The organism is Rossellomorea aquimaris (assembly GCF_001877785.1).
Classification (GTDB): domain Bacteria; phylum Bacillota; class Bacilli; order Bacillales; family Bacillaceae_B; genus Rossellomorea; species Rossellomorea aquimaris_A.
This window is the reverse complement of record NZ_MINN01000074.1, coordinates 76929-101229: the sequence shown is the minus strand read 5'-3', so window position 1 is coordinate 101229 and position 24301 is coordinate 76929. Positions and strand designations below refer to the sequence as shown.

Here is a 24301-nt window from a genome sequence, read left to right as displayed (position 1 = left end):
ATTCAATCTTAGAGTCCCTTGATCATTTGCCGGATCGAACCGAGATGGTAGGCTGAGTGGGCGATCGCTCCCAACAGACCATTCGATGTCTGTTCATCCAAGGAGTCAAGTGAACCAACCTTTTTCAGCAATGTTGTATATTCTTGTTGAAGTTCTTGTTTGAATTTTTCCCAGGTCATTTTATCAACTTTTGCGATTTTCCAGGATGCTCCCCAATCCTTTTCTGGCTCTTCCCCATTTAAATAGGAGTTCGCAACCCACAAGTAATAGCGGGTATGGTCCGTTTGGGCGGCGATTGTCGTCCCGTTAACAGAGATCGATGCCTCTTTTTCCGATAGTTTTCCAAGCGTTCCGAATAAACCACTCCCTGGCTTTGATTCTGTGTACCAGCTTCCATTTTCACCAGGTCCCTCAAATGTTTCCTTCAACAATGTTTCAACAGCTGCCAACATCGGATTGTTCATCTCTGTACCTCCTGAAATTGTATTTAACCATCAAAATTACTTTAGACGGTTATAGTTTAACCCGGTTGTTTCTAACTGTCAATATGTATTAAGATGGTTACAGAAAAGGAGTTTTGAACATGTCAGAAACAAATTCTTATATGATGGTCGGAGAACGGCTGTGTATGGATTTCATCAATACCGTCAGTTGGCGGGAAAGTACCGAAAAAAGGAGGGAATGGTTTGCGGGTTATGCGAATTTGGTCGACTGGAGCATCCATGCAGGAGTCCTGAGCGGACAACAAGCAAAAGCCCTTCTTTTAAAAGCGGAGGAAAAACCGCCTGAAGCCGGGGATGTTTTGAAGCAGGCAGTTGAGATGCGGGAAGTGATGTATAGAGTATTCAAATCGATTGCAGAGGAAGCACCACCTCTTGAGAAAGACCTGGACCGCTTCAATGAATTTGTAAGCCGATTCGATCGAAAGCTTCAGTTGATCCATGAAAAAGATCATTACATAATGAAGTTCGATTACTCCGGGGAAAACTTGGACATGATGCTCCCTCCAATCTTGCAGTCTGCCGTAGATTTACTCGTTTCCAAAAACGATTTGGAACGGGTCAAACAATGCGAGGGAGATCCGTGTGGATGGTTATTCTTCGATACGAGCCGCAACCGGAGCCGCCGCTGGTGTTCCATGGCCGATTGCGGCAATCGTGCTAAAGCACGGCGGTTTTATAAGAAGGAAAAGTGATTTGTTGGTTCTTGGGTGCCTTGCTCCGGCAGGTTGTTGTTGTGTTGCTGCTGGGGCTGGGGACAAATTAATTGGGTCGCGGGGACGGACCCCGATTAAATGATACCCCCCTTTGTATTCTACGCTGTGCATTCATGGTTTTGATAATATAATTCTATTTTTGATAATAAATGGTTCAGTTTTGATAATATATCCGGATTTTTGATAATAAGTGGGCCGGTTTTGATAATAAACACGGTCCCTGACCAGATAATACCCCCGCTGCTAAACCGCTCGTCCTTACCGGTACTTGCAATTAACCAACATATTGACTAAAAAGACCAAAACCTGCTAAATTGCTTCTTCTATCTCACTCATAACTCCCCATTTTCCGCTCCGTAATTTCCAATTTTCAATCGTGAACAATCGAGACAGGACTTTTTCATCTTTTACAATCAATTGTTCATAAAACACGACTGCATTCTCCTCAGCCCTCAGCCGGATCACCCGATTTTCAAACTTCTTTTCTGCTCCAGGAAATGATTGACCGATTGTTTCATCCCGCTTATGTCTTCTTCTCTCGTAAAATAATCCGGATTTTCTTTTCCACTTTTCAAAAAAACTATGTTAAATAATATTATTGATAAATGACCATAAAATAAGAACCCCAATCGAGTCCTTATTTTCAGGCTATGTTAAAGCACGATGTTAAGAAAGGCGTGAGACTTTGAAATGAGAGCAGCGGGAGAGGTGAGACGCCTTGGTATCGTTCAATGAATATGATGACTTAACTTCAAATTAATAAATTCTTTAATTATTGAGTAGTGCACCTAGATACTTTAAGAAACGGAGCAAAGCAGTATGTTTAAACTACCTCTGGACGATTAAATGGATATGTAGATTCTTAAATCAATAAGTCATTCAAACAAATTATCTTGCATCCTTTACTTTCATAATAATCTATCATTCCATCAATTTTCTTTTTATCATAACTGGTTATGCAATCTGATAGTACACTAACCCCATAGTTTGATTTACGTAAGTTATAGCAAGTTGACTTAACACAAGCAACAGCATCTGCTCCAGTGATGTAGAAGTCCTCTATTTCATTTATACTAATAAAGTCTGTAAATTCTTTACTTGTTAATGCGTTTCCTTTATATTTTGTAAAAACATTTTCTGATACTACTTTCAAATCTGAAGCTAATTCGGCACCTAGTGTACCTGTTTTAAAAGTTCTCGTACCAGGTGACAAATTCTCATGTCTTATATAAACAACATGAATATTATTTTCGACCGCCCAATCAATTGATTTGTTAATATTATCAATGATATTTTTGTAATTCTTTGTTATGTCATTTTGAATATCAATTATTACTAAAGCTTTTTTCTGCATAATACTTCCTCCTAATAAATAAACCGATGTCTTGTTTTTTATAATACCTTCCTTTTGTATTTACTATGTCATATTTTTTTTTGTATCATTTTCTTTAGTAACATTGAGAAAAGGTATCATTGATGGATTTTTGAAATTATCTTATTGTTTTTCTATCATTCCCACCTCACTTTCAATAAAAAGATAGAAAAATAGAGTATAAAACCGAATTGATTTTATACTCTACTATCTGCAATTTCTAGGAAACCAGTTACCCGTACTTCCTCAAGCCGATTCCTCAAAACCGACATTCAATGGGCCATCCAACGTCCTCAATTTGGGATTCACCAGGAAGTAAATTGAAAACAAAAGATACCCTGTCCCCGATATGCTCAGCAGAAATATCCCCGAAGTCAATTCACCGATCACTCCGCCCAGGAAGAAACCGAGGGGACTCAGCGATCCAAGCAGCGATGAAATAAATGCAAATCCAATACCGACATGGTTTCTTGGCAGATTGACCTGGATCATGGTCTGGATATAGATGCTTAAGATGCCGATCCCCGCCCATGAGAAGGCGAAGAACAGGTACGGCAGGAACCAGGCGCCCCTGAAAGTGAAAGCCAGCAGCCAGAATACGCCGGACCAGACGGCGACAATTGGCAAGATCCGGTTGAGCGGGATCTTTTCCACCCTGCTCGAAAGGAGGGTCCCGGTCAGGGTGCCGACGGATATGGCAGTCAGCCAGAATCCGTATTCAGCGGATGTATCCGAAATGACCGGGAGCATCGCCAGTCCCATGGTCGCCATCAGATTAATGCCCATCACTCCGAACATGATGCTTAACAATTTGCGCTTCGACCTGACGACCCCGAAGCCCTCTTTGAAATCTTCCTTATACTGCTTAAAGAAACCTAATGCAGAGACTTGAGATTCCTTTTCAGATTTAGGCACCTTCAAGTATACAAGGAACATGAGCCCGGTCATCACCAGCAGCACACTGTTTGTCATATAAATGACGCCAAGTCCGACAAATGCGATCAGGATGCCTGAAACTGCATCACATATGATATCGAGTGTCTGATACGAAAATGAAAAGAAGGCGTTCACTTTTGTCAGTTTTTCCTTTGGCGCAAGCCGCTCAATCAACGCACTTTCGGTCGGGTATGTACTTTCTGATAAGGAAAGTGCCATGAACATCATCAGAAACAGCACCGGCAGCCACAGGATATTTGAGTAATAAAGGATCGAAATGACGCTTATCAGTGCCCCCTGCCCGAACATCGCCGCGTAGAGAATGGTCTTTTTTGAAAATCGATCGATTACCGGTCCGTACAGGAATTGTATCGTCACCGGCAGAATCGCCACCGCACTCGTCAAACCAATCAGAAACGGTGAACCCGTCAGTGATTTCACATACCAAATAGTCGCGATCATATAAAAACTGTCCGCAAAATTCGTGATTATTCTTCCAATCAATAATATCGTCAACTGTCTATTCATATTGGTTCCTCCTATAGTTTATTACTAGACATTACTAGTAAAAATCAAGGAGGCTTCCAAACGTAGACAGCACTCTAATGATCGAATGGATTGAGATAAATGATTTTAATCATGGGTTGTCTCCCTTCCTTTCTTTACGGGTGATTATATCATGACTATTCTGATAATTAAACCATAATCTTCCAAAGTTCCTCCATTCCATATAAAAAGCCCCCTGCCAAAAGACAAGGAGCCTCACCAAACTATTCTATTCCGTACCCTTCTTCCACTCTTCCTCTTCAATCAACATCTTACCGGGCCATGTATACGCCATGATGCCGCCGTCCGCCTTGATGTCTTCGCCTGTCACATATGCGCTGTCATCCGAGGCCAGGAAAAGGGCGACGGTGGCCATATCGCGGGGGCTGCCGAGGCGGCCAATCGGGGTGATCCATCGGTTGGCGTCCCTGAATTTCTGCCCCATGTCGTCCTGCTTGCTTCCGACGAGTTTATCAATAAGCGGTGTTTCGATCGTACCTGGAGACAGGGAGTTGACCCGGATCCCGTGTCGCGCGTAATCGATTGCCATCGCCTTTGTGAAGTTGATGATGCCGCCTTTTGCTGCGTTATAACCAGAGCGGTCCAGGTCGGCTGCATGACCGGACATTGAACCGTTGTTGATTATACTGCCTCCGTTTTCAAGCATGAGCGGAATCAGATATTTACTGACAAGGAACGTCCCCCGCAGGTCGACTGCAATGATTTTATCAAATAGTTCGACCGGATATTCATGGACCTTCCCTCCCTGTTCATCCACGCCTGCATTGTTAAAGAGGACATCGATCTTCCCGTACGTGTCCTTCAAATACTCGGCAAATTTCTTCACACTCTCCTCGCTCGATACATCGAGGTGATAGGCCTCTGCCGTTCCTTCTTTCGATTTGATGTCTTCAGCCGTCTTCCTCACCTGGAATTCATCCACATCCGCACAGATGACCACAGCCCCTTCTTCTGCAAAAACATTGGCAACGGCTTCCCCGATTCCGGTCGCAGCCCCTGTGATCACGGTGATTTTTTGATTCAGTCTTCCCATTTTAACAGCCTCCTGATTTAGTAAGTCATATAGAGGATTTATCCTGGTTTGTGAAAGACTAAACATAAAATCGCCGTTCAGGCAGCCATTGATAGAGTGGAGCTGATCCTATACTGCTTTTCTTTCCACCATGAAAGTAATCACCGCAAACAATAGAAAGGCCAGCAGGAGCAAGGTTCCCCCTACAATGAAAAACACAGTGATGAATGCTTCATTCAGTTGAAAGGGATTCAGGTTGTACATCCACATACCCACCGTCAGACCGAGAGCTCCGGCCATCCCGAAAATGCTGTGAATTGCCACCATTTTTTTATATTTGACCGTATATACCTTGTAGAAAATTCCCCAGGCAAAAACGGAAAGCCAGCCGACCAGCAGGATGTGGGCATGAATCGGTTTGAGTGCATAGTCCATCACCCCGGCCATATGCGACCCCAAATACGTACCGATGATGCCAAAGACAGCTGCAAATCGTATCAATCTCAAACTCCAAACTTGTTCCATTTTTTCTCCTCCATTATCCATTTTATATAACAGGAAGGGTGATCGTGAAGATCGTTCCCTCCCCGGCTTTACTTTTCACATTGATCTTTCCTTGGTGCAGGTCAATGATCTGCTTGACTATCGAGAGACCGAGACCGGTCCCGCCCTTCTCCCTCGCTGCATCCACACGGTAAAAGCGATCAAAGATCTGATCCATTTCGTTTTGTGTCATTCCGATCCCGGTATCCTTAAACGTGATCACAAGATTCTCCTCTTTCTCCTCCAAACCGATCCAGATGCTGTCCCCCTGACCGCTGTACTTTATGGCGTTGGTCATGAAGTTATCCCAGACATTGGACATCAGTTCGGCATCATATTTGAAGGTACATGGAGCGAGATTGTAGGAGACTTCCAGTTCTTTTTCCTCTATAAGCCATTGATACCTGCGTATCGCCTGCTTGATCTGATCATCCACCTGAACCTTTGAAATCTTCATTGGGTATGCTTTTTGATCCAGAGACGTAATGATTAATAACTGTTTTGTTACATGGGAAAGCCGCTTTGATTCATCGTCAATGATCCCGAGATACTGCTCGCTCTCTTCCTTGGTCACACCCGCCTTCAATAAATCGGCGTATCCCTGAATATTCATCAGGGGTGATTGAAAATCATGGGACACATTGCTGATGAAGGATTTACGGGCTTCATCGTTATGCTGCAATTGACGCTGCATGGTGGTGAAGCTTTGTGCCAGCTGACCGATTTCATCCCTGCGGCTGATGTTCAACTCATATTTGAAATTCTCACGTGTCAATTCTTTGGTTGCTTCCGTCAACTGGGTGATGGGCTTGATCAAATGCTTCGCAAACCAGGTCATGCCGATGATACTGAATATAGATACAGCTAAAATGAACCATGCAAGGATCATGTGAATATCAGAGAATAGCAATTTGTTGTTCGGGCGCATGAACAACGCAAACTGCTCTCCGTTTGAGGTGAATGGTACCCCGACCGTATTGCGTACATCATTGGAAAAGTGTCCCATCATAAAGGTTTGGCTGGAATCCTCACTCATGCCGTGATAGATTTCCCTTTCATCCATTACCTTCCGGGCTTCACCTGAGAGCTCGGTCTTCGCAAACTCCTCACCGAAAAATTGTTTGTCCCCATCCTCATCAATCACGAGCACCTGATAACCCAGTTTCCCCACTGATTCCAAATATGGAGCCAGAGCCGTCTGGTGGCCCTGCATCCCCTCTATGCTCGCAACGATTTCTTTAGCAATCCCCACGTTTTGTTGGTCGATTTTCTGCTTGGTGGAGTTTAGATATATCCAATTGGTCAGAAACAAACCTGAGATGAGACTGATGCTCAGGATCGAGAGCGTCGCTGCGACAAATTTCCTGTACAGCGTCCTCATCCGGTCACCTCAAGCTTGTACCCAATCCCTCTGACCGTTTGGATTTCGACACCCGCCTCATATTTCTTAATACGGTCACGGATCCGGTTTATATGTGTATTCAGGGTTTGTTCGCTTCCTTCATAATCGATTCCCCAAATCTGTTCGATCAACAAAGCACGGGGTGTGATCCGCTGCGCCCGCGAAGCGAGGATACTCAGTAATTCAAATTCCTTCAATGGAAAGAGGATCGTCTCTTGATTGATCATCACTTCAAAGTTCTTGCGGTCAAGCACCAGATTCCCTGCCCTTATAAACGTATCCATTGCCCGCTCCACCCGGCGCAAGACAACGGCAACACGGTATAACAGCTCTTTGACCTCAAAGGGCTTCACTATATAATCTTCCGATCCGGACAGAAAGCCCCGCTCCTTATCATCCAGCTGCCCCTTAGCGGTCAACAGGATGACCGGAATATCATAAACATCAGATAAAATCCCGGTCAGTTCATACCCATCCATTCCGGGCATCATGACATCGACCACCGCGAGATCAACAGCCATCTTTTCAACGATTTCCAGAGCTTCCTCCGCATCATTCGCTTTCAGTGCCTGATAGCCCTTGCGGCTTAAATGAATGGAGACAAGCTTTTGAATATTGACATCATCATCCACAACAAGAATTTTCATAAATGACCTCCTATAAGCAAATACGACAGCCAATCTTCGTATCTCTATTATTCCTTAGTATGAGAGGTTTGATGTTCCTTTTCAAATGCCAGTATCAATGCAGGCAGCAGCACACCGCGAACCAGGAAAGTATCCAACAGGATTCCCATTGCCACCATAAAGCCGAAGACGAATAAATCAGCAATCGGCATCGTGGTCAAAGCTGCAAATGTAGCAGCGAGGATGATCCCGGCAGATGAAATGACGCCGCCAGTGTTCGTCATCGCAATTTCCAGGCCTTTCTTGACACCGTGTGTCTTTCTCTCTTCCATGAAACGGGATACCAGGATGATGTTATAATCCACACCCAGGGCCACCAGGAAGATGAATGCGTAAACAGGGACCCGTGTACTGATGGCATCAAAACCGAACAACACATCAACAAGGAAAATCCCCAGTCCCAGCGCGGAGACATAAGAAAGTAAGATGGTTCCCACCATATATAAAGGTAATTTTATCGAACGGGTAAGGGCTACCAACAGACCCAGTATGAGTACCGTTTCAAGGATCACAATCATCACGATATCCCTGTTATTCACGGTCCTCTCATCCACAAGCTTGGCCGTAACGCCTGCGTAATAAGCCTCTCCATCTACGGAAAGATCACTGAGCTTATCAGGGGTCGAGCCCGTGAGGTCTTCCATGAAGTCGATGGCATCTTTCGAATATGGATTCATGGATAAAGCGACACTGTATTTCACTGCCGTGTTATCCTCCGTTTGCCCCGACTTCCGGACGGAAGCGACCTCATCCATATTCTCCCATTCGTTCTTGATTTCATCTGCCTTTTCAGGCGTTATAGCCTCATTGCTTTCAATGAGCAGCGTAGTTGGAGCAAGCTCCCCCTTATCAAACTGGGATTCTACAATTTCATACCCTGTCCGGGAAGGTAAATCCTCAGGGAATTTCTTCACGGTATCAAACTCAAACTCAATGTTCATCACATTGAGTGCAGTCACCACCAGGAAAATCCCCGTCAATCCGCCGCTGATCCAAGGTTTACTGATTACAAACCGGGCAACCGACTTCCAAAACGTGTGTTTCAACTCTTCTTCTCCGCCATATTTCGGTACCTTCGGCCAAAACGCCTTACGTCCGAATAAAGTGAATAACGCAGGAACAAGCGTAATCGATGCAAGCATAATAAAGAACATCGCCAGTCCGAAAACCGGAGCAAAGTTCTGATAATCACGGAATTCAGCAAAGAACAAAATCAGCATGGCCGCCATCACGGTTCCCCCTGCAAAAAACACAGGCTCACCGGTGGCACGCATGGCATTCTTCATGGCAGTATATTTATTTTCCACCTGATAAAGACCCTCACGGTAACGCGAGAACACAAACAAGGAATAATCAATGACTGCAGCGAAGAGCAATATACTCATGATCGAAGTCGTCGAATTGTTTATTTCCAAGCCCGCAGCCCCCATCAGGGCCACACTCTGATTCACCACCTGATAGACGATGATCGTAGCCAGGAGCGGGATGAACGCAAGCAGCGGCGAACGATAAATGACGATTAAAAGCACCAGCACAATCACAATCGTCGCAAGCAGTAAGACGACATCCGCCTGTTCAAACAGTTTTGTCGCATCCCCGGCGATCCCCGCGGGACCGGTGATGTAAAATTCCAGGTCTGCAAAAGAATCGGCAGCCTTATTGCCGACTTCTGACGCCCTGTCATTGATTTCAGAATAGTCCTTGTTTCCAAGTCCTTTCTTAAGTTCCATGGGAACAATCACCGTTGAACCGTCTTCAGAAGTAAATCCTTCCAGCGCCTGCGGGGGAAGCTTACTGATATCAACAATGCGATCGATGCCTTTAATATATTCACCCTTAATCGCTTCTAAAATCTTATTGACTTCATCTAACTTCACATCACCTGAATCGTTATGAAACACAAGGATCCCCGGGGTTCCCTGCTCATTCGGAAATAACTCTTCAATTTTGTTTTCTGCAATAATGGACGCAGCGTCGTCAGGCAGTGACTGAAAATTACTCACTTTATAGTCACCAAGACTCGGCCCCGCACTCAACCCGACCATCAGAACCAGCCAGGCAATGATCGTAATCCACATCCCCCGCTTCGTCGAAACCCAATCTGTAACGGGATAAAGCCATTTTTTCATTATGATGTTACCTCCTTCTAATATGTCGATTCACATTATAAATCAGCAACATAAACTTAATATCAATTTTTGTTTACAGATGTATGGGTGGCCTATGTACCGGTTCTTTCGATAGCCGGGGACGTTTACCCCTGTTCATTTTATGTCGTTGTGTCTTGTCCGCGGGGTTAGGTGGGTACGCCGTTCCTTTTGGCCTTCCCCAGAAGTTCTCCCTCATTTTATAACGTTGGCTAGATGCATATACAATTAGAAATTAATGCTTTACATTAGTTCACAGTAATTTATGCATCATATTCCCTTTCTTCCTACTGTAAAGTGTCACAAGAATTGACGAATCAATTGACTTACTTAATGAAAAAACTCGTCAAAATAGACGAGTCACTATACCGTACTTGTATTATATTAATTCAGAAATATCTCCTGTAAAGATATCCTGGTCTTTCATTTGAGGTAAAATCACTCTTCTCGTCTCCGGTCATGCAGCACCATTAAAATAATCAAAATCATAGCCACTCCAAGGATGATACCTGCTTCTGTTGTCATCACCCTGGCTATTGGGTACTCAGGTGAAGACGGCCCCTTGTACATTAGTTCGGATAAGTTGGCGAAGATATTGTATGAAAAGAGCATTCCGGATGAGATCCATGCAGCGGCCATCGGGAGTGGGAATCTTCTCGATCCTTTTCGGGAGGTCAACACCAAAATTCCCCAGGCTCCCGCTAAAGCCCATACCCCTGTACTAAGTGTAAGCAGGTGCCACCACAAATTCCTATCCTCTATCATAGATGGGATGATTCCGATGGTGCCTCCAGCTGCCCAAAATAATTTTAAGACACCAAGTATGACACATCCGGCTGCCACCATTCTGCCAAGAGTAATTTGCAAATTGTACGAATTTCCAGGGGCTTCCCCTGTGTGAAGTGGACCTCCCAGGGCCTCTGGCCACCTTGTTTTAGCGTATCCTGCCAAGGCAACAGGCAAGCAGATACCTACACCAATCAGCGATAGCATGATGAGAACCTGTTCGTATGTCCAGATGTCAGCAGACCCAGCCGCTTGGTCCTGATTCACGGCGGCAGGACCGAGGATTGGCGCCAGGAAAAGCATCGGAACCAGAAGTCCTGTCCCTATCCATACAGGCAAAGCCACTGACCAGGCAGGAAGCCGCTCCCCCCATGGCCTGCATAATGCGATTGCGAGAAATATTCCAATTGCAGCGACAACAGCCGTGACTGCATTGACCATCCTCCAATTAGGATCGCCCATGTGCCCGGTTGGAATTAATAAACCCAGAGTCCAAACGATTTTTATGAGCAGATATGGCATCACCGCCAAGGCAGCTCCATATCCCCCGATTTTTCGCATTCTTATCAATCGTCCATGCTCTGCTGATTTACTCCCTTCAACCCTGAAATTATCTCCTTCATTGAGTTTCATCCATTCCAGTTCCTTTCACGATTGAATGTTTAACATATCTTTATCATCTGGTCATTTTAAGACAATTTACAAAAATCATATTTGTGAAAAGCGAGCTTTATGACAGAAAACCGGTGCATGAAATTACCAGGAAGTTGAAATTTGTTTTAACCTTGAACTTTCGATGCGCCATAGCGTACAATGATCGCAATTTCACCTTTTTGATAATATATTTCTATTTTTGATAATAGATGGTTCGGTTTTGATAATATAACCAGATTTTTGATAATAAGAGGACCGGTTTTGATAATAAAATTAACAAAGGCTTGAATAATACCCCCAATGAGAAGAATGAGCAAAGCATGAGCCCACCCTCTCGACCATATGCAATCAAAAAAACGAGGCCCCATCACTGGGTACCCCGTAAAAAATCATCAAACCGATACATTTTCCTCTTTCAACTTCTTCTCACCCTTCACACCAGCACCACCCTTAGCACCAGCTTTTCCATCAGCCGTCTTCGCGGCGAAGAAATTACTCTTAAAGAACCCAAACGTCAAACCAACCGTGATGACAAATGTGATCGCCATTCCGGTAAAGTAGAATGCCCAGTGTTCCGGATAAACGGACAGGAACGATAACAAGCCGCCTACTCCGACGGATGTCGCTTTCACACCCTGTGCCGCCAAGTATGCACTTCCGACTGCACTTCCGATCATGACTGCGATGAACGGGTAGCGGAATCGGAGATTGATTCCGTAGATGGCTGGTTCCGTGACCCCGAGCCATGCGGAAAGGGTTGCCGTCAGGGACACACCTTTCAGTTTCTTGTTCTGCTTAATAATGAAGAACATCGTCAATGCGGCAGCACCCTGCGCGAGGGTAACCGTTTCCCCGATAGGCCATAACGTGACATAGCCTAGCGTGCCGGCCATTTGCAAGTTGACCCCTAGGAAAATGTGATGCATCCCTGTGATCACAAGCGGGCCGGAGATGAATCCATACACGGCGCCGGCAATGACAGGCGATATTTCAAACAGATAAAGAATGCCGTCGGTGATCCAGTTCGAACCTGTCATGGTGATCGGTCCGATGACACCGAATGTCAGCAGCCCCGCGAATACCAATGCGAGCGGTGCCACAAAAATCATTTGTAAATTATCCGTGATGACACGCTTCAATTGCTTTTCCGACCAGGTCAGGATCCATGTCGCAAAAATGACGGGCAGCACCTGTCCCTGATAGCCGATCTTCGCAATGTCCCATCCGAACAGGCTCCAGTATTCAACGTCCCCTGGATTTTCCGCATACGCATAAGCGGACATCAACGATGGGTGAACCAATAACAAACCAAGTACGATCCCAAGCAGCGGGCTTCCGCCGAACTTTTTCGCTGCCGACCAGGCAATGAGCACAGGCAGGAATGTAAACGCTGTATTGGCAATCACATTGATGAACTCGGCAAAGCCTGTCCATCCTGTGTGAACGTCAAGCAGTGATTTTTCATCGTAAAATATGCCAGGATTGGCGAGCATATTATTCAGCCCAAGCAGCAGCCCGACTGCAACGATCGCAGGCAGGATCGGGATGAAGATATCCGCAAGCACCCGGACACCCTTCTGGATTACATTCCCCTTCTCTGCGACTTCCTTCTTCATATCGTCTTTCGTCACGGCCTCCGCACCGGTTTGCGTAACAAATTCGCTGTAAACCCTTTCAATCATGCCCGGACCTATGATCACCTGGAATTGACCGCTCGCCGAGAACGTCCCCTTCACAAGTTCATTTGCCTCGAGGGCTTCTAAATCTACCAAACTCTCATCCGCAAGCACCAGGCGCAGCCTGGTCACACAATGTGACGCACTGCTGACGTTCCCGGCGCCGCCTATGCTCTTTATAATGTCAGAAACATTATCCTTAAAGTCCATCTTCTTGACCTCCTCGATTAATCGCTTTCATAAAATTTTCAACTTGTTTAAACAAGTTCGTTATAGTACAGTATAAATTGTTATCAATCATTGTCAAGACAATTTTGAAAAAAGGAGCGTTCAACATGGATATCACAATTACACCGATGAGCCATTTCGGTTCTTATATGGCCCTCACCTTCCAGGAAAGCGAAACGCCTGAGAAAAACGGATTGTACCTGAACTCGGTTCGGGGGAAATCCAAGCAGCACCAAAATGCCCTCAAAATCATCCCGGCCGTGAACGGCAAACCCGTTCCTTACACATATGAAGCAGATGAATTCCGTATCTCACTTTCATTCGACGGCGGGAAACTGCACATCTGCTTCGAGGATTCCGAGCGTATTTTTGTAAAAGGAACTGGTGACAACGTCGGGCTCATCCTCGACACCCAGCCAGTGTTTAACTTCGAATATAATTATCTACTAGGAAATCCAGGGGAAGAATTCTGCCTGATCAACAGCTACAAGAATCTCACCAAGTACATGATCTTTGCCCCGGAAGGCTCTGTCTCCCTTCAGCAGAATGTCTTCATGGACACAATCGGGAGCACGGTGGAGGCGGATAATCTGTCCTCCATACACATTACCCAGCTTGACGGATCCGGGAACATCCTGTGTGTCATCGAAGACGTGCCTACCAATGGCGGGTTCCCTGAAGAACGGGAATACTCATTCGAGGCGGCACTCGAAAAAAGCACGAATCATTTTCTATCATTCTTGGAAAAACAGCCGGCTGTCCCTGAGGGGTATGAACAGACACTGAGAGAAGCTGCGTATCTGAACTGGACCTGCATCGTCAATGAGCAGGGACTGTTAAAAAGAAAAGCGATGTACATGTCGAATGCGAACTTCCCGGGTGTATGGAGCTGGGACAATGCCTTCAACGGACTCGCCCTTGCAGGTGTAGACGATGAGCTCGCCTGGGATCAGATTCAGCTTCTTTTCGACCACCAGGACGAGAAAGGACAGATCCCTGGGTCCGTCAGCGACTCGACAATTCGCTGGAATTTTTCCAAGCCGCCCGTGCAGGGTTTGTTCGTTCTGAAGATGATGGAAAAGATGACCCTCTCCACCGAACAGCTGGAGACCATTTTTTCACAGATAAAGAGACACGTAGAATTCTATCTTCATTACAAGGACTTCAACCGCGACGGCATTTGCGAATATCATCACGGCAATGATTCCGGCCAGGATAACAGCACCGTGTTCAGGGATGCCGATATCATCGATTCACCCGACCTGACCGCGTTCCTGATTAAATCGATGGATATGCTAGCAGTCGCGGCAGGAAAGTTAGGCCGAACAGAAGACCAAGCACATTGGGAAAAAGAAGCGGAAGGATACACGGAGAAATTCTGCAACTACTTCTTAGTCGATGACATGCCCGTCGCCCGCTTCACAAGGGATGGAAAATCAATCGAAAGCGAAGGCTGCCTGCCGCTCGTCTCGATCATCCTTGGCGACAAACTTCCGGAAGCTGCACGCAGAAAAATGATCGACACCCTGAAGAGCGACCGCTATCTGACCAAATGGGGAATTGCCTCCGAAGCGATCGACAGCCCCCTTTATGAAGAGGATGCCTACTGGCGCGGCCCGATCTGGGCGCCGACCACACTTTTGTTCGTGGAAGTATTTGAAGAATGCGGGGAACATGAACTCGCTAAAGACGTGGCCTGGAAATTCCTCGAACTTTGCAAACACGGAGGATTCGCGGAAAACTTCCATGCAGAGACCGGTGAAGGATTGAGGGATCTTGCGCATACATGGACGTCGAGTGTGTTTATTCATTTGGCCGGGAAGCTGGCAGAATAGGCGTAGTTCAAGAGACTTTTAGACAGTAGAAAAACCCAGGATTTTTTGTCCTGGGTTTTTCTACTTAACTATTTTGTTTCTTCAGAAAGCCTCAGGAGAAATCCATTCACCCTGAAATCTCTTTCAATAAATCATCAAGTGTCCCGTAACACTTCTTCACCTCAGGTAAGTGATAAAACGTACTCGTCGTTTCCACGTTATCAATATCTCTGTCCGGCGAATAAAGAAAGATCCGCTTTCCCTGGCCGATGGCAATACCCAATTCAATATGTGTCCCTTTCCCGCCAGGTAATAAAACAACAATAAAATCAGATTCCATGACAGCCTTTTTCTCATTCTCTCCGATTGTTTTTAGATCTTCCAATGTTAATGAATCTTTTACCTTTTCACTGGTGGTCCAATCGTATGTATGAATATAACCGCTGCCCACTAATTTGCTGGTAACATAACGAACTGCATCAATGTTGCGAAAGCTGGATGCAATGTAGAATTTCTCCATAAATCCTTCTCCCTTTTATAGAGTAGACGAGTCGTGTTTCTTTTTCACAAAAGAATCAGCGATTAGTAACTCTTCGATATTTCCCTGAACTAAAACTTATCCTTCGCCGTATCCTTCACCTCTGAAGGAATGGTAACTGCCTCAATTTCGTCCATCTTCGTGTAAGTCTCTTTAATGGTTTGAATGGCGGCCATCTCATTACCATCGAGTTCATTCATCATTTCGATATCAATGTTGATTTCAGACTCGGCGGGCAGGAAGCTTTTCCGATCAATATAAATTTTGTAATTCAGGTCGTTCGTTTTAATATCTTCTAAGTATAGGGATTGATAGAGTGCCGGTTTGGAAAGATCCAGTATGAATTCAGTGAAGCGATTGAATTTTTCACCTTCACCGCTGAATGTAAGGACCCATTGATCATCCTCTTCCTTCACTTCCATTTCTTCTGAATGAGTTTTTAACCATTCCAGTCTCTTATCTAGGTCCACCATCCTCCTGACCGTATCCAGGGATGGCTGATAACCATTCTCCTTCCCTTTGTACCAATGGTCCCACCTTGAAGAAGTCGTATACACTTCGCCTTCTGCAAAATACATTTCTGCATCAACTTTTGGACCGGCCACATTCATATGTGTGTTGAGATGCAATCCTTCCGGCTCCTTGACGTAATCCGTCACAATCTCTGCTGTCTGTTTATCGGGTTCACCGCTTGGAGGTCCGTATGTGAGATCCTGGTCAATATTCATATCTATACGAAAACTATTCGTTTCTTTCATCGCCTTGATGGAAGCATCAAGGATTTCCTCCGGTGTCTCTGGCTTTGGTGAACACGCTGACAATCCGAGAGTCAAAGTACTTATTGCGAGTGATGTTAAAAATAATTTCTTCATTTTTCCCCCTGTATGTTTACTAAAAGTAAAAGGAGAACCACCCTCACATTGAGAGAGTTCTCCAGACAATTTCCAGCGCCTGAATCCCATTTACTGAAGTCAACTCGACATAACCGGCCGATCTCCCGCGGGGATCAAGCCGCCTCCGTATTTCTACTTCCTCCGCGTTTGATCAAAAAACACAAAGTTCCCGGGCGTATGACGGGACTGGGTACGTTCGAACATGACACCATCCGAGTTGAAGATATGGCTCGTCACCACGACGACACTGTTGAATCCATCAAGGTTTAAATACTTTTCATCCTCTTCTGTCGTCCGTTCCACCACCATCTTCCTCTTCGCCGTGACCGCACGCTGATCAAGTTCACGATCCAGATACTCATAAATCGAATCCTCCGCGATTTCGACGGTCAGTCCCTTCACGACATCCTTCCGGAAATAGTTGTGGTCCATGATGACTGGGTTACCGTCAAGATAACGGACCCTCTTCAGATGATACACCTCAACCCCGACCGGAATCAGCGTTTGCATATGAATTTCGTCATCAACCGTCAGCTCCTCAAACACAATCACCTTTGTCTCATGCTTCTTATGATTCCGCCGGGCAAACTCCTTGAAGGACTCCGTCTCCCCGAACATATACTCATTCTGCTTAAAATCCTGATAGATGACACGCACGCCCTGACCGTGCTTCGTCTGGACATACCCGTCGCTCACCAGGTTCCCGATCGCACGCCGCACCGTATTCCGCGAGCATCCATACTCCCTGACCAGTGTGTTCTCCGATGGAAGAAGCTGCTGGTACTCATAACGATTCTGTTCGATCTTATGTTTCAGGTCTTCATAAATTTCTATGTATTTCGTCTTTGGCATGATTGCCTCCTGTACTGCACTTGATCTTCTTAATGAGATAGTACCATAAAATCCATGGGGACAGGTACCCCGGTTCACTAATATCGTTGTCCCTGTCCCGGTGGTTACGAATTTCATCTTGGACTTCCACAGCCTGATATTATGGATTATTTTGGTAAATGACTGAACTATTCGGAGAATTGAAAGAATAATCGGGTGAATTAGAAGATTAAAGGTGGAAATTAAAAGATTATCTACTTAAATTCGAAGATTAACTACCAAAATCGAAAGAATAACCAATTATTTCCCATTTTCACCTGCCACATTCCTCATTAAAACTCTATCAAGAGTCCTCTAACGAAGTACCAGAACCATATGTACCTGGATTCACCATGCAAAATAGCTTCAAACCTGCAATTCCGACAAAATTCGGTTTTGCCATTACCCAGCCACCCTAATACAGCCCTCGGAAGCACCAATTTACCACTTAGTTTAGACGTTTATAAAATTGGCTGGGCAACCGGCTGGAATTTTCATAAAAAAAAGCAGATCAGGAACCGTCCCCGATCTACCTGCCTTAAACCTCAATCAATTCCAAGGGGACCGATATCAAATGTTAGTTCAACCTATGCTGTCCCCCCGGTGCTCCCTAACACAACAAACTCCCCCTCATCCACCCCCGCTCCCGAAAAGGGCCGATCGGTATTTGGATCAGGGTGGTTCGGCCGCCGGAATCCAGTTTGTAAATTTGATCCGTCAGTGTCGTATCAAACCCAAGCAGCGGATGTCCGCCGAATCCAAAAGCAGAAGCAACCAGAAGCAGGCGCTGTACCAGCATGCCGGCTTCCATTTGCATGATTCGGTAGCCCCTGTATCCCAGGGTGTCTTTATCGTAAGTCTTGTTGCCGATGATATGGAGGCACAGCGGCACTTGAAGCAGATTAACGTTATCCATTGAGAGACCGGATTGCAGCTTAAGGCGATAATCCCCCGTGCCGATTTCCAGCAATGAATGCCGGCCGCTGTCATATTCGTAAACGCCATCAGGTATGCCTTCTACGTTATAAAAACACCCGTAAATCGAAACACGGGGTTCCGCATCGTAAAAAATTTCATCAATGTCACTACGGTAAGCGAAGGATTGAGATGCATTTTTCAAAAGTGCAGCCAGCTGCTCCTGCCTGACCTTCCCCATCGCAAAATCCATTTCAGGTGAATAGCGGTTTCTGCATGCCGAAGCAAAATCGTACGCCAGGGACTCTACCTCTGGCAAATGGATTTCCTTTCCTGCGCTTCTAACACCCGGCCTTCTCCCCACTCTCCGAAAATCAGCAGTACAATCGATCTTTGAAGCTTCATTTACCGCTAGCAGCATTGGAAACTCCCTGACTCTTTCAGACCGTTCATAATGTTCACAAGTAATCGCAGGCAGCTCCCGGCATATTTCCTTAGCGGTGAATTCCCGGTCCATCCCCCTCACAGATCCTGCCCAATTCGTTGCATCAGCAGAAAGCGGGATGACAGAATAGACGTTTTCCTCTTCCTCGTCAAGGCCGAGCAAATGGTTGACCGCCGAATCGAGAAATTGTACATACACCCCTGACTGAAATCCAAATCGTTTGGCCGTTTCCAGCAGCTGTCCCATCAGGACGCCGGTGTCCAGACCCTGAAGCCGGTAAGAAAAGTTATTGTATTTGAAGAAGTTTTTCCAAAATCGGGTGGAAACAAAGGCTGTGCCGAAACATGATGAGATGTCACAGCGATTGCCGAGTGCACGTTCCAAATACGAATCAAAATTCCCTTCCCGGAGTAAGCCGAGGCTGTGACGGGCGGCATCATAATGGTAGATTCCAGCAGGCAGGTCATCCAGTTTTAAATAGAGATACAGTTCATTCGGATACAGTGCCCCTCCAGATGGCGCAAACCGCCGGTAAGAGTGTATGGGGGAAGACTCCTGTTCTCCGGGATCCTCCCCATACTCAGACTGGCTTACCCCTGTGATGCCGTAGACATACCAGAGAAAATGACCGATTACTTCTAAATCAGGTTCTAGCGGCGTCCGGCTTCCGGTGAGTGACAGCGGTACTTCCGCAGACAATGGCACTGCCGGCAATCCCCGGTACAGCTTATAAGGAAGGGGCGCATCATCCCAGTCCGCTTCCCAGTTTGGCTGATTGGCCCGCTCGATATTATATTGCAGATTGTATAGAAATTTTTCCAGACTCATCCTCCTTACCTCCCCAGTATCCTAAGGAAACGGATGCGGTTTAAGATTTAGCTCATCAAAAGTCAACGGCCGGTCGGCATAGCCCAGTTCTGGCGGGACGTTCAGGACCCTCTCAAGTCCAGTCAGACGGGTAAGATGATGTCCGAATGTCATCGGGAGCATGCCCGGAATCAAGACTTTCACGCAGTGCAGTCCGTTCTTCGAAAGTTCCGGCGCGGTCTGGTCAATGACAATGACATCAAGGTTCCGGATTCGGAGTGCTGCGAGGATATCCTTCAGGTCATCCGTCAAATCGGTGTGTTCGGACGTCCATTTGAATTCCTCCCGGAAACTCCGCATCGGACGGCTGTCATTCAGTAAAAATCCCAGCCGTTCCTCCGCCTGCGGCAATCCATACAGCATCCCATGGTCATCCATCTGTGTCACGAGGGAATCCTCGTAAAGCATTTTTTCATATTTCGTCCTGTTCTTCTCCAATTTTTCATCAAGATTCAGCATCATCCCGGCAATCTCCTGAATCGCGCTTTTCGCCGCTCTTACCGGATCCAGATGGGCACCAGCCGCAAGGATCAGATTCAATCCTGTATCCTTCCTGTTCTTTGCCATCGCAAAGACACTTGGAATTCCGTGCTCCATCGTGGAGTTATACAAATAGAGATCATACCCTGCGACAGCCCGCATCCGCTCAATCATCAACTCCAGTTCCTCGTCCCCTGCTGAAAGGGGATCAAGTCTCGGCAGGTTGAGCTCTGCATACCAGGACAATAGGAACGAATCCCGTTCGACAACCTCCATGATTCCGTAAAAAATCGCTTCCTCCCTGCTTCCGCCAAGGGCACAGCCATTGGACGTCTCATACACAAAACCCGATGAGCCGCAGCCCAGACTGTAATAGCTAAGAAGCTCAGGAACAAGGATTGGCCGCTCTTCGATGAGGGAATATCCCCACACCCAGTCAATGGCCCTCTTAGGATCGAATTTTTCAAACGGGAAGCCCGGCATGGCATACTGTTCATCGGTGTGCACGCCGACCTTCAGCGGATTCAGCGCCTGTTCCTTCACATTCCGGTAGCTGTCATGGACGACCGTCCGTTTGCCGCGCGGCTCCAGCCCGCAGTGACGCTCCAGTCCTTCAAGGATGGCGGTCAGTTCACTGTCCGAGTACACTTGAGTACGTCCGGCCGTCCCTTCATCCCCGGACAGCATCGGCATATTCACACTCGCATCCGCAAACGGCGTCACCAGGTCATACATCTTCGAGTTAAAGAGACCAGTCCGATTATCCAGATAGTCTTTTACGAGGACTTTTTTCAGCTCATCCAGCGGCGTACAGCGGAAACTGTCACGATGGATTTTTGGGCTCGGCCGAAGGGAAAACCGGGCCAATTCAGGGGAATCATCCGGAATCCGGCTGCAAACCCTGCATAACGAGTCGGGAACGAAGGAGTGCCAGGAGCTGTTCAATGTTTTCAAGTCGATTAAACATACCTGCTCTTCCGAAAGCGGCTTTTCACCCTCGATGACCCTGCAGGCTTCAGCTGCAATGATGTGAGCCATGTGCACCAAACCGGAATTAGATGCCCACGGATCCATCGTCATTGCACCTGCTTCAGCCAGTTTCCCCTGTACCTCCCGCATCTCATGTCGTTCCTTCCCTCCAAGTAAACGCCTCAGGTCGGCACATTGTGAGCAGCCCGGTGTGTCAGGCCGGACCAATGGCCCGATGACGCCTTCTCCAAACGAAACGAAGCCCCTCAGCCATGGAACTTGTTCACCCCTCATCACTTCTTCTGCCTGAAGATGAACAGCCGGGTTCCAAGTATCATCCACGGCAAGCACCAACTCCGTCCGTGCAGGGATTCTTTTTTCAAAACTGTTCTGCCTGAACACCGGATACCGGGCGGAAATACGCGCACACACCTGCTCTGCAAGCTTCCCTTCCCCGACAATCACCACGAAAGAACTCATTGGGTTTCCTCCTTTCGCAGCAGCACAGCGAACACGCCTTCGAGCTCCTGTTTAAAAACGGGTTCGATATTCAGTTCATAAACCGTTAACTGCCTCTGATTCCGTTTCAAGGTTTCGATTGCTTCTTTCAGGTTTTCATGCCGGATTCCGTCTTCATCGGCCGGAATGGCCATTCTCTCTGCATTCCCTTCCTTTACCACAGCGGTAACTGGATTGGCGTTGAAAGCATCGGTACCGTTCTGGGCATTAAAAAGTGCATGCTGAAGGGAGTTCCTCAGCGCTGAGGTGCTCGTGAATCCTGTATTTCCATACCAGCCGTTTTTCCCGCGGACATAGACGACAGGAAATCCGGCCACGTCCTCACCAATCCCTATTTCCGGCTCACCCTGCATCGTGGTCAGTGCCTTTAGGTAAAAGCGGCATTTTTCATCCTCGACATCATCCAATTCAAGCCGGGAAATGGCACACCTTTGAAGGGATTCCCTTTTTCTGATCTCATCCGTCAGGCACTTCAGAAGACCGCGTCCAACGCATTCCGCAAAAGTCGCCCCTGAGCAGAAAACCACATATTCATCATGACGACGAGGAACAAGCGAAACTCCGAGCCTTGAAGCGTATGCCTCTATTCCCTGCAGCCCGGCTTCCCGGCGAGCCTCTTCATGGGTCAGGCCGCTGCAGGTCACCTCATCCAGCAGTTCTGCCGGACCCCCGGATAATCCATCGACCGGCTGGACACGGCATTGAGCCAGCGGCAGCTGCTTCGTATCGCCTTCTTCCCATACATGGAAAATCCCGGTCTCAGTTGACGTCAGCAGACTGAAGAAATACAGCATTTTTTCCCTGTCAATTCTCTTTGAATCCTGTTCCAGCCGCTGCTCCAGATTGTGAACTGCTTCTGCCCCTGCATTTCCAGTCTCAATCGGATGCGGTAAAAAAGAATGCCAGCTTCCTTCAAGCGTTTCCCGGTCCAGCAGGAAAATTCGATTCCTCTGATTTGCCTTTGTCACACCTGTCAGTTCTTTATATAGCTCAAAGACAATCATGTTCGCAAGCATCGCTGAAGGGATCGCCGACTCTGCAGATAATCGATTTTCTTTTATTAATGCAGTGGAGTGTAAACGGCTCCATGCCGATTCCCATCCAGCCTCTGAATCCGGGTGGAGTACCGGCCCGGCTATTCCCTTCTGCTGGTGACAGACCGCCGGTACAAACGTCTTCCGATCCTCCCTGCAAATGGCATGAAGCAGCTTCAATTCTTCAATGTTTTCATTTTGCGTCACATATAAAATCGAGTCGAACGGCTTCAGGGTCTCCCGCCAGCCGGTTTCCCTGAAACTCACTTCGAAAAGCTCCAGCTCCGGATCTGTTTCACGGGCATGGTCAACAAGTTCCAGAATCCTCCCCCTGTTCGTGGGATTTTCATCGGTAATGAGAACCTGGAGCTTTGCCATCCCGGATTCAATCAGCGATGAAACAAGTGATGTCAAAAATGGACCAGATCCCACTGCCAAAACATTTGAATGGCGGTAGGTTTCAAATCTTGATGCCCCCGAATCTGCCAAACTATCAACAAACTCAATCTGGGAGGCGAATTTTTTCAAGACATGCTTGGGCAGCTCGTGCGGCAGGTCCCTGCTCACATCTCGGACAAATCCATTTTTATGCAGAACCTCTGCGATTTCCATCACCCTGTTTTTATAAGGACCAGGCAGTCCCTCCGTCAAATATTCAAGCGTGTACTCCCCATTGAACATCGGAAGCAGCTTCTCCACCCACTGATCGACGCCGCTGCCTTCCATCCGGAAAGAGCACTGGTTATTCCTGAAGTAAACCCCGCTGTCCGGTTCCGGGAGATAAAACGTATCCCTTTTCACTTTCAAGCGCATAGAAGGGTCCAACTTTTCCATAACGCTCCTCCTCCCCCGCTGCTTTATATTGTTTAGTGACCGTCATTATTATCATATGAAACTCAATTTGTCCCTTATGTATAGATAAAGACCCCTGCACAGACTCATGCAGGGGTCACTTTGTTCACTATATTCTAACTGCAAATTAACGACCGCAGCGTCCGCATCTGCCGCAGCCGCCGCAACGTCCGCAACCGCCACAACGGAAACACCCTCCGCATCCACCGCAGCGGAAGCATCCTCCGCAGCCAAAACAGCTGAAGAAACAGGAGAAACCAAAGCCGAAACAACCTCCAAGTCCAAGAAAAAGCCGTTCGTCATTCGGATCATACATTTGCTGTTCCCAGGAAACCGGTTGTGTTGCCTGGAAATCCCCAACATTCAAATTTTGAAGTTCATGGTGAAAATTATTCATCTTCATTACCTCCCACATAAATTAGCCAGCGGCTCTCATCCAAGTAACAAGCTTTCTAAGAAAAACTTTTGTAATAGGTACATTCACTATAAATGTGAACACTCCCAAACAATTTATGTTTTTTTGGCGGGTGTTGTTACTGGTGTAAAAGCCTAATTTGGAAATTAGATGGGGAGTGAAGAGTAAAAAAATAAGCATGGACGAGAGTCGTTCATGCTTCGGGATGGGATGTGGAACCCAACTTGTATAAGAGGTTTGGTGATCGGATACTCTGCCAGGTATATCGAGGTGTGTACAGAAGGATTTGATAATATATTTCTATTTTTGATAATAAATCGTTCGGTTTTGATAATATATCCAGATTTTTGATAAAAACTGCCTCGTTTTTGATAATAAAAATGATTCTTGACTCAATAATACCCAGCTGATCACTTGAACCCTTTACGACGGGAAACTTAAAGAAAGAGTTCCTTCCTTGAAAAC

Annotated in this window: 20 protein-coding genes; 2 read left to right on the top strand and 18 right to left on the bottom strand. The window is 46.5% G+C overall.

What is annotated here, in order from left to right; all coding sequences use genetic code 11:
- Window positions 1-8: 8 nt before the first annotated feature.
- Window positions 9-464: a hypothetical protein gene (locus tag BHE18_RS04365; protein ID WP_071617411.1), complete on the bottom strand. Its 456-nt coding sequence runs from the start codon at window positions 462-464 to the stop codon at window positions 9-11.
- A 119-nt stretch (window positions 465-583) separates the two neighbouring features.
- On the opposite strand from BHE18_RS04365, the gene BHE18_RS04360 reads away from it, so the two are divergent.
- Window positions 584-1195, top strand: a complete 612-nt coding sequence (locus BHE18_RS04360; RefSeq protein WP_071617410.1) for a CGNR zinc finger domain-containing protein — start codon at window positions 584-586, stop codon at window positions 1193-1195.
- Window positions 1196-1525: 330 nt separating this feature from the next.
- Here BHE18_RS04360 and BHE18_RS23735 read toward each other — a convergent pair whose 3' ends face one another.
- The 10 genes from BHE18_RS23735 to BHE18_RS04310 all read right to left on the bottom strand — a co-directional run bounded on the left by BHE18_RS23735 (window position 1526) and on the right by BHE18_RS04310 (window position 13207).
- Entirely contained in the window at window positions 1526-1648 is a 123-nt protein-coding gene (locus tag BHE18_RS23735) for a hypothetical protein (RefSeq protein WP_268876290.1), read from the bottom strand.
- Window positions 1649-2078: 430 nt separating this feature from the next.
- Window positions 2079-2570, bottom strand: a complete 492-nt coding sequence (locus BHE18_RS04355) for a cysteine hydrolase family protein (RefSeq protein ID WP_071617409.1) — start codon at window positions 2568-2570, stop codon at window positions 2079-2081.
- A 264-nt stretch (window positions 2571-2834) separates the two neighbouring features.
- A complete protein-coding gene (locus BHE18_RS04350) occupies window positions 2835-4052 on the bottom strand; it encodes an MFS transporter (RefSeq protein WP_071617408.1) in 1218 nt (405 codons plus the stop codon).
- A 247-nt stretch (window positions 4053-4299) separates the two neighbouring features.
- Window positions 4300-5124: an SDR family oxidoreductase gene (locus BHE18_RS04345; RefSeq protein WP_071617407.1), complete on the bottom strand. Its 825-nt coding sequence runs from the start codon at window positions 5122-5124 to the stop codon at window positions 4300-4302.
- A gap of 108 nt (window positions 5125-5232) precedes the next feature.
- Window positions 5233-5628, bottom strand: coding sequence for a hypothetical protein (locus BHE18_RS04340; RefSeq protein ID WP_071617406.1), 396 nt, complete (start codon window positions 5626-5628; stop codon window positions 5233-5235).
- A gap of 22 nt (window positions 5629-5650) precedes the next feature.
- The gene (locus BHE18_RS04335) at window positions 5651-7027 is read right to left on the bottom strand and encodes a sensor histidine kinase (protein WP_071617405.1); all 1377 of its coding nucleotides are present in this window, start codon (window positions 7025-7027) and stop codon (window positions 5651-5653) included.
- Complete coding sequence (locus tag BHE18_RS04330) at window positions 7024-7695, bottom strand: response regulator transcription factor (protein WP_071617404.1); 672 nt, start codon at window positions 7693-7695, stop codon at window positions 7024-7026. The genes BHE18_RS04335 and BHE18_RS04330 overlap by 4 nt, the downstream gene beginning before the upstream one ends.
- Before the next feature lie 47 nt (window positions 7696-7742).
- Window positions 7743-9863: an MMPL family transporter gene (locus BHE18_RS04325; RefSeq protein ID WP_071617403.1), complete on the bottom strand. Its 2121-nt coding sequence runs from the start codon at window positions 9861-9863 to the stop codon at window positions 7743-7745.
- 456 nt (window positions 9864-10319) lie between these two features.
- On the bottom strand, window positions 10320-11300 hold the full coding sequence (locus tag BHE18_RS04320) for a hypothetical protein (RefSeq protein WP_235860249.1): 981 nt from the start codon (window positions 11298-11300) through the stop codon (window positions 10320-10322).
- A 413-nt stretch (window positions 11301-11713) separates the two neighbouring features.
- Entirely contained in the window at window positions 11714-13207 is a 1494-nt protein-coding gene (locus tag BHE18_RS04310; protein WP_083573614.1) for a PTS transporter subunit EIIC, read from the bottom strand.
- A 125-nt stretch (window positions 13208-13332) separates the two neighbouring features.
- Between BHE18_RS04310 and BHE18_RS04305 the strand changes: the two genes are divergently transcribed.
- Window positions 13333-15060: an amylo-alpha-1,6-glucosidase gene (locus BHE18_RS04305; protein WP_071617401.1), complete on the top strand. Its 1728-nt coding sequence runs from the start codon at window positions 13333-13335 to the stop codon at window positions 15058-15060.
- A gap of 106 nt (window positions 15061-15166) precedes the next feature.
- Here BHE18_RS04305 and BHE18_RS04300 read toward each other — a convergent pair whose 3' ends face one another.
- From BHE18_RS04300 to BHE18_RS04270, 7 genes are all read right to left on the bottom strand, one after another.
- Entirely contained in the window at window positions 15167-15559 is a 393-nt protein-coding gene (locus BHE18_RS04300) for a nucleoside 2-deoxyribosyltransferase (RefSeq protein ID WP_071617400.1), read from the bottom strand.
- Between the two features lie 89 nt (window positions 15560-15648).
- The gene (locus tag BHE18_RS04295) at window positions 15649-16449 is read right to left on the bottom strand and encodes a DUF6612 family protein (protein ID WP_071617399.1); all 801 of its coding nucleotides are present in this window, start codon (window positions 16447-16449) and stop codon (window positions 15649-15651) included.
- Window positions 16450-16602: 153 nt separating this feature from the next.
- On the bottom strand, window positions 16603-17322 hold the full coding sequence (locus tag BHE18_RS04290; protein WP_071617398.1) for a UTRA domain-containing protein: 720 nt from the start codon (window positions 17320-17322) through the stop codon (window positions 16603-16605).
- 628 nt (window positions 17323-17950) lie between these two features.
- A complete protein-coding gene (locus tag BHE18_RS04285; protein WP_071617397.1) occupies window positions 17951-19528 on the bottom strand; it encodes a SagB family peptide dehydrogenase in 1578 nt (525 codons plus the stop codon).
- A gap of 21 nt (window positions 19529-19549) precedes the next feature.
- The gene (locus BHE18_RS04280; RefSeq protein WP_071617396.1) at window positions 19550-21496 is read right to left on the bottom strand and encodes a TOMM precursor leader peptide-binding protein; all 1947 of its coding nucleotides are present in this window, start codon (window positions 21494-21496) and stop codon (window positions 19550-19552) included.
- Complete coding sequence (locus BHE18_RS04275; RefSeq protein ID WP_071617395.1) at window positions 21493-23403, bottom strand: putative thiazole-containing bacteriocin maturation protein; 1911 nt, start codon at window positions 23401-23403, stop codon at window positions 21493-21495. Before BHE18_RS04275 ends, BHE18_RS04280 begins: the two co-directional genes overlap by 4 nt.
- A gap of 145 nt (window positions 23404-23548) precedes the next feature.
- Complete coding sequence (locus BHE18_RS04270; RefSeq protein WP_141771809.1) at window positions 23549-23818, bottom strand: heterocycloanthracin/sonorensin family bacteriocin; 270 nt, start codon at window positions 23816-23818, stop codon at window positions 23549-23551.
- Window positions 23819-24301 lie beyond the last annotated feature (483 nt).

Bases quoted from the DNA above. Each gene is read 5' to 3' on its own strand.
- BHE18_RS04365 (WP_071617411.1), bottom strand. From the start codon at position 464: ATGAACAATCCGATGTTGGCAGCTGTTGAAACATTGTTGAAGGAAACA.
- BHE18_RS04360 (WP_071617410.1), top strand. From the start codon at position 584: ATGTCAGAAACAAATTCTTATATGATGGTCGGAGAACGGCTGTGTATG.
- BHE18_RS04355 (WP_071617409.1), bottom strand. From the start codon at position 2,570: ATGCAGAAAAAAGCTTTAGTAATAATTGATATTCAAAATGACATAACA.
- BHE18_RS04350 (WP_071617408.1), bottom strand. From the start codon at position 4,052: ATGAATAGACAGTTGACGATATTATTGATTGGAAGAATAATCACGAAT.
- BHE18_RS04345 (WP_071617407.1), bottom strand. From the start codon at position 5,124: ATGGGAAGACTGAATCAAAAAATCACCGTGATCACAGGGGCTGCGACC.
- BHE18_RS04340 (WP_071617406.1), bottom strand. From the start codon at position 5,628: ATGGAACAAGTTTGGAGTTTGAGATTGATACGATTTGCAGCTGTCTTT.
- BHE18_RS04335 (WP_071617405.1), bottom strand. From the start codon at position 7,027: ATGAGGACGCTGTACAGGAAATTTGTCGCAGCGACGCTCTCGATCCTG.
- BHE18_RS04330 (WP_071617404.1), bottom strand. From the start codon at position 7,695: ATGAAAATTCTTGTTGTGGATGATGATGTCAATATTCAAAAGCTTGTC.
- BHE18_RS04325 (WP_071617403.1), bottom strand. From the start codon at position 9,863: ATGAAAAAATGGCTTTATCCCGTTACAGATTGGGTTTCGACGAAGCGG.
- BHE18_RS04320 (WP_235860249.1), bottom strand. From the start codon at position 11,300: ATGAAACTCAATGAAGGAGATAATTTCAGGGTTGAAGGGAGTAAATCA.
- BHE18_RS04310 (WP_083573614.1), bottom strand. From the start codon at position 13,207: ATGGACTTTAAGGATAATGTTTCTGACATTATAAAGAGCATAGGCGGC.
- BHE18_RS04305 (WP_071617401.1), top strand. From the start codon at position 13,333: ATGGATATCACAATTACACCGATGAGCCATTTCGGTTCTTATATGGCC.
- BHE18_RS04300 (WP_071617400.1), bottom strand. From the start codon at position 15,559: ATGGAGAAATTCTACATTGCATCCAGCTTTCGCAACATTGATGCAGTT.
- BHE18_RS04295 (WP_071617399.1), bottom strand. From the start codon at position 16,449: ATGAAGAAATTATTTTTAACATCACTCGCAATAAGTACTTTGACTCTC.
- BHE18_RS04290 (WP_071617398.1), bottom strand. From the start codon at position 17,322: ATGCCAAAGACGAAATACATAGAAATTTATGAAGACCTGAAACATAAG.
- BHE18_RS04285 (WP_071617397.1), bottom strand. From the start codon at position 19,528: ATGAGTCTGGAAAAATTTCTATACAATCTGCAATATAATATCGAGCGG.
- BHE18_RS04280 (WP_071617396.1), bottom strand. From the start codon at position 21,496: ATGAGTTCTTTCGTGGTGATTGTCGGGGAAGGGAAGCTTGCAGAGCAG.
- BHE18_RS04275 (WP_071617395.1), bottom strand. From the start codon at position 23,403: ATGGAAAAGTTGGACCCTTCTATGCGCTTGAAAGTGAAAAGGGATACG.
- BHE18_RS04270 (WP_141771809.1), bottom strand. From the start codon at position 23,818: ATGAATAATTTTCACCATGAACTTCAAAATTTGAATGTTGGGGATTTC.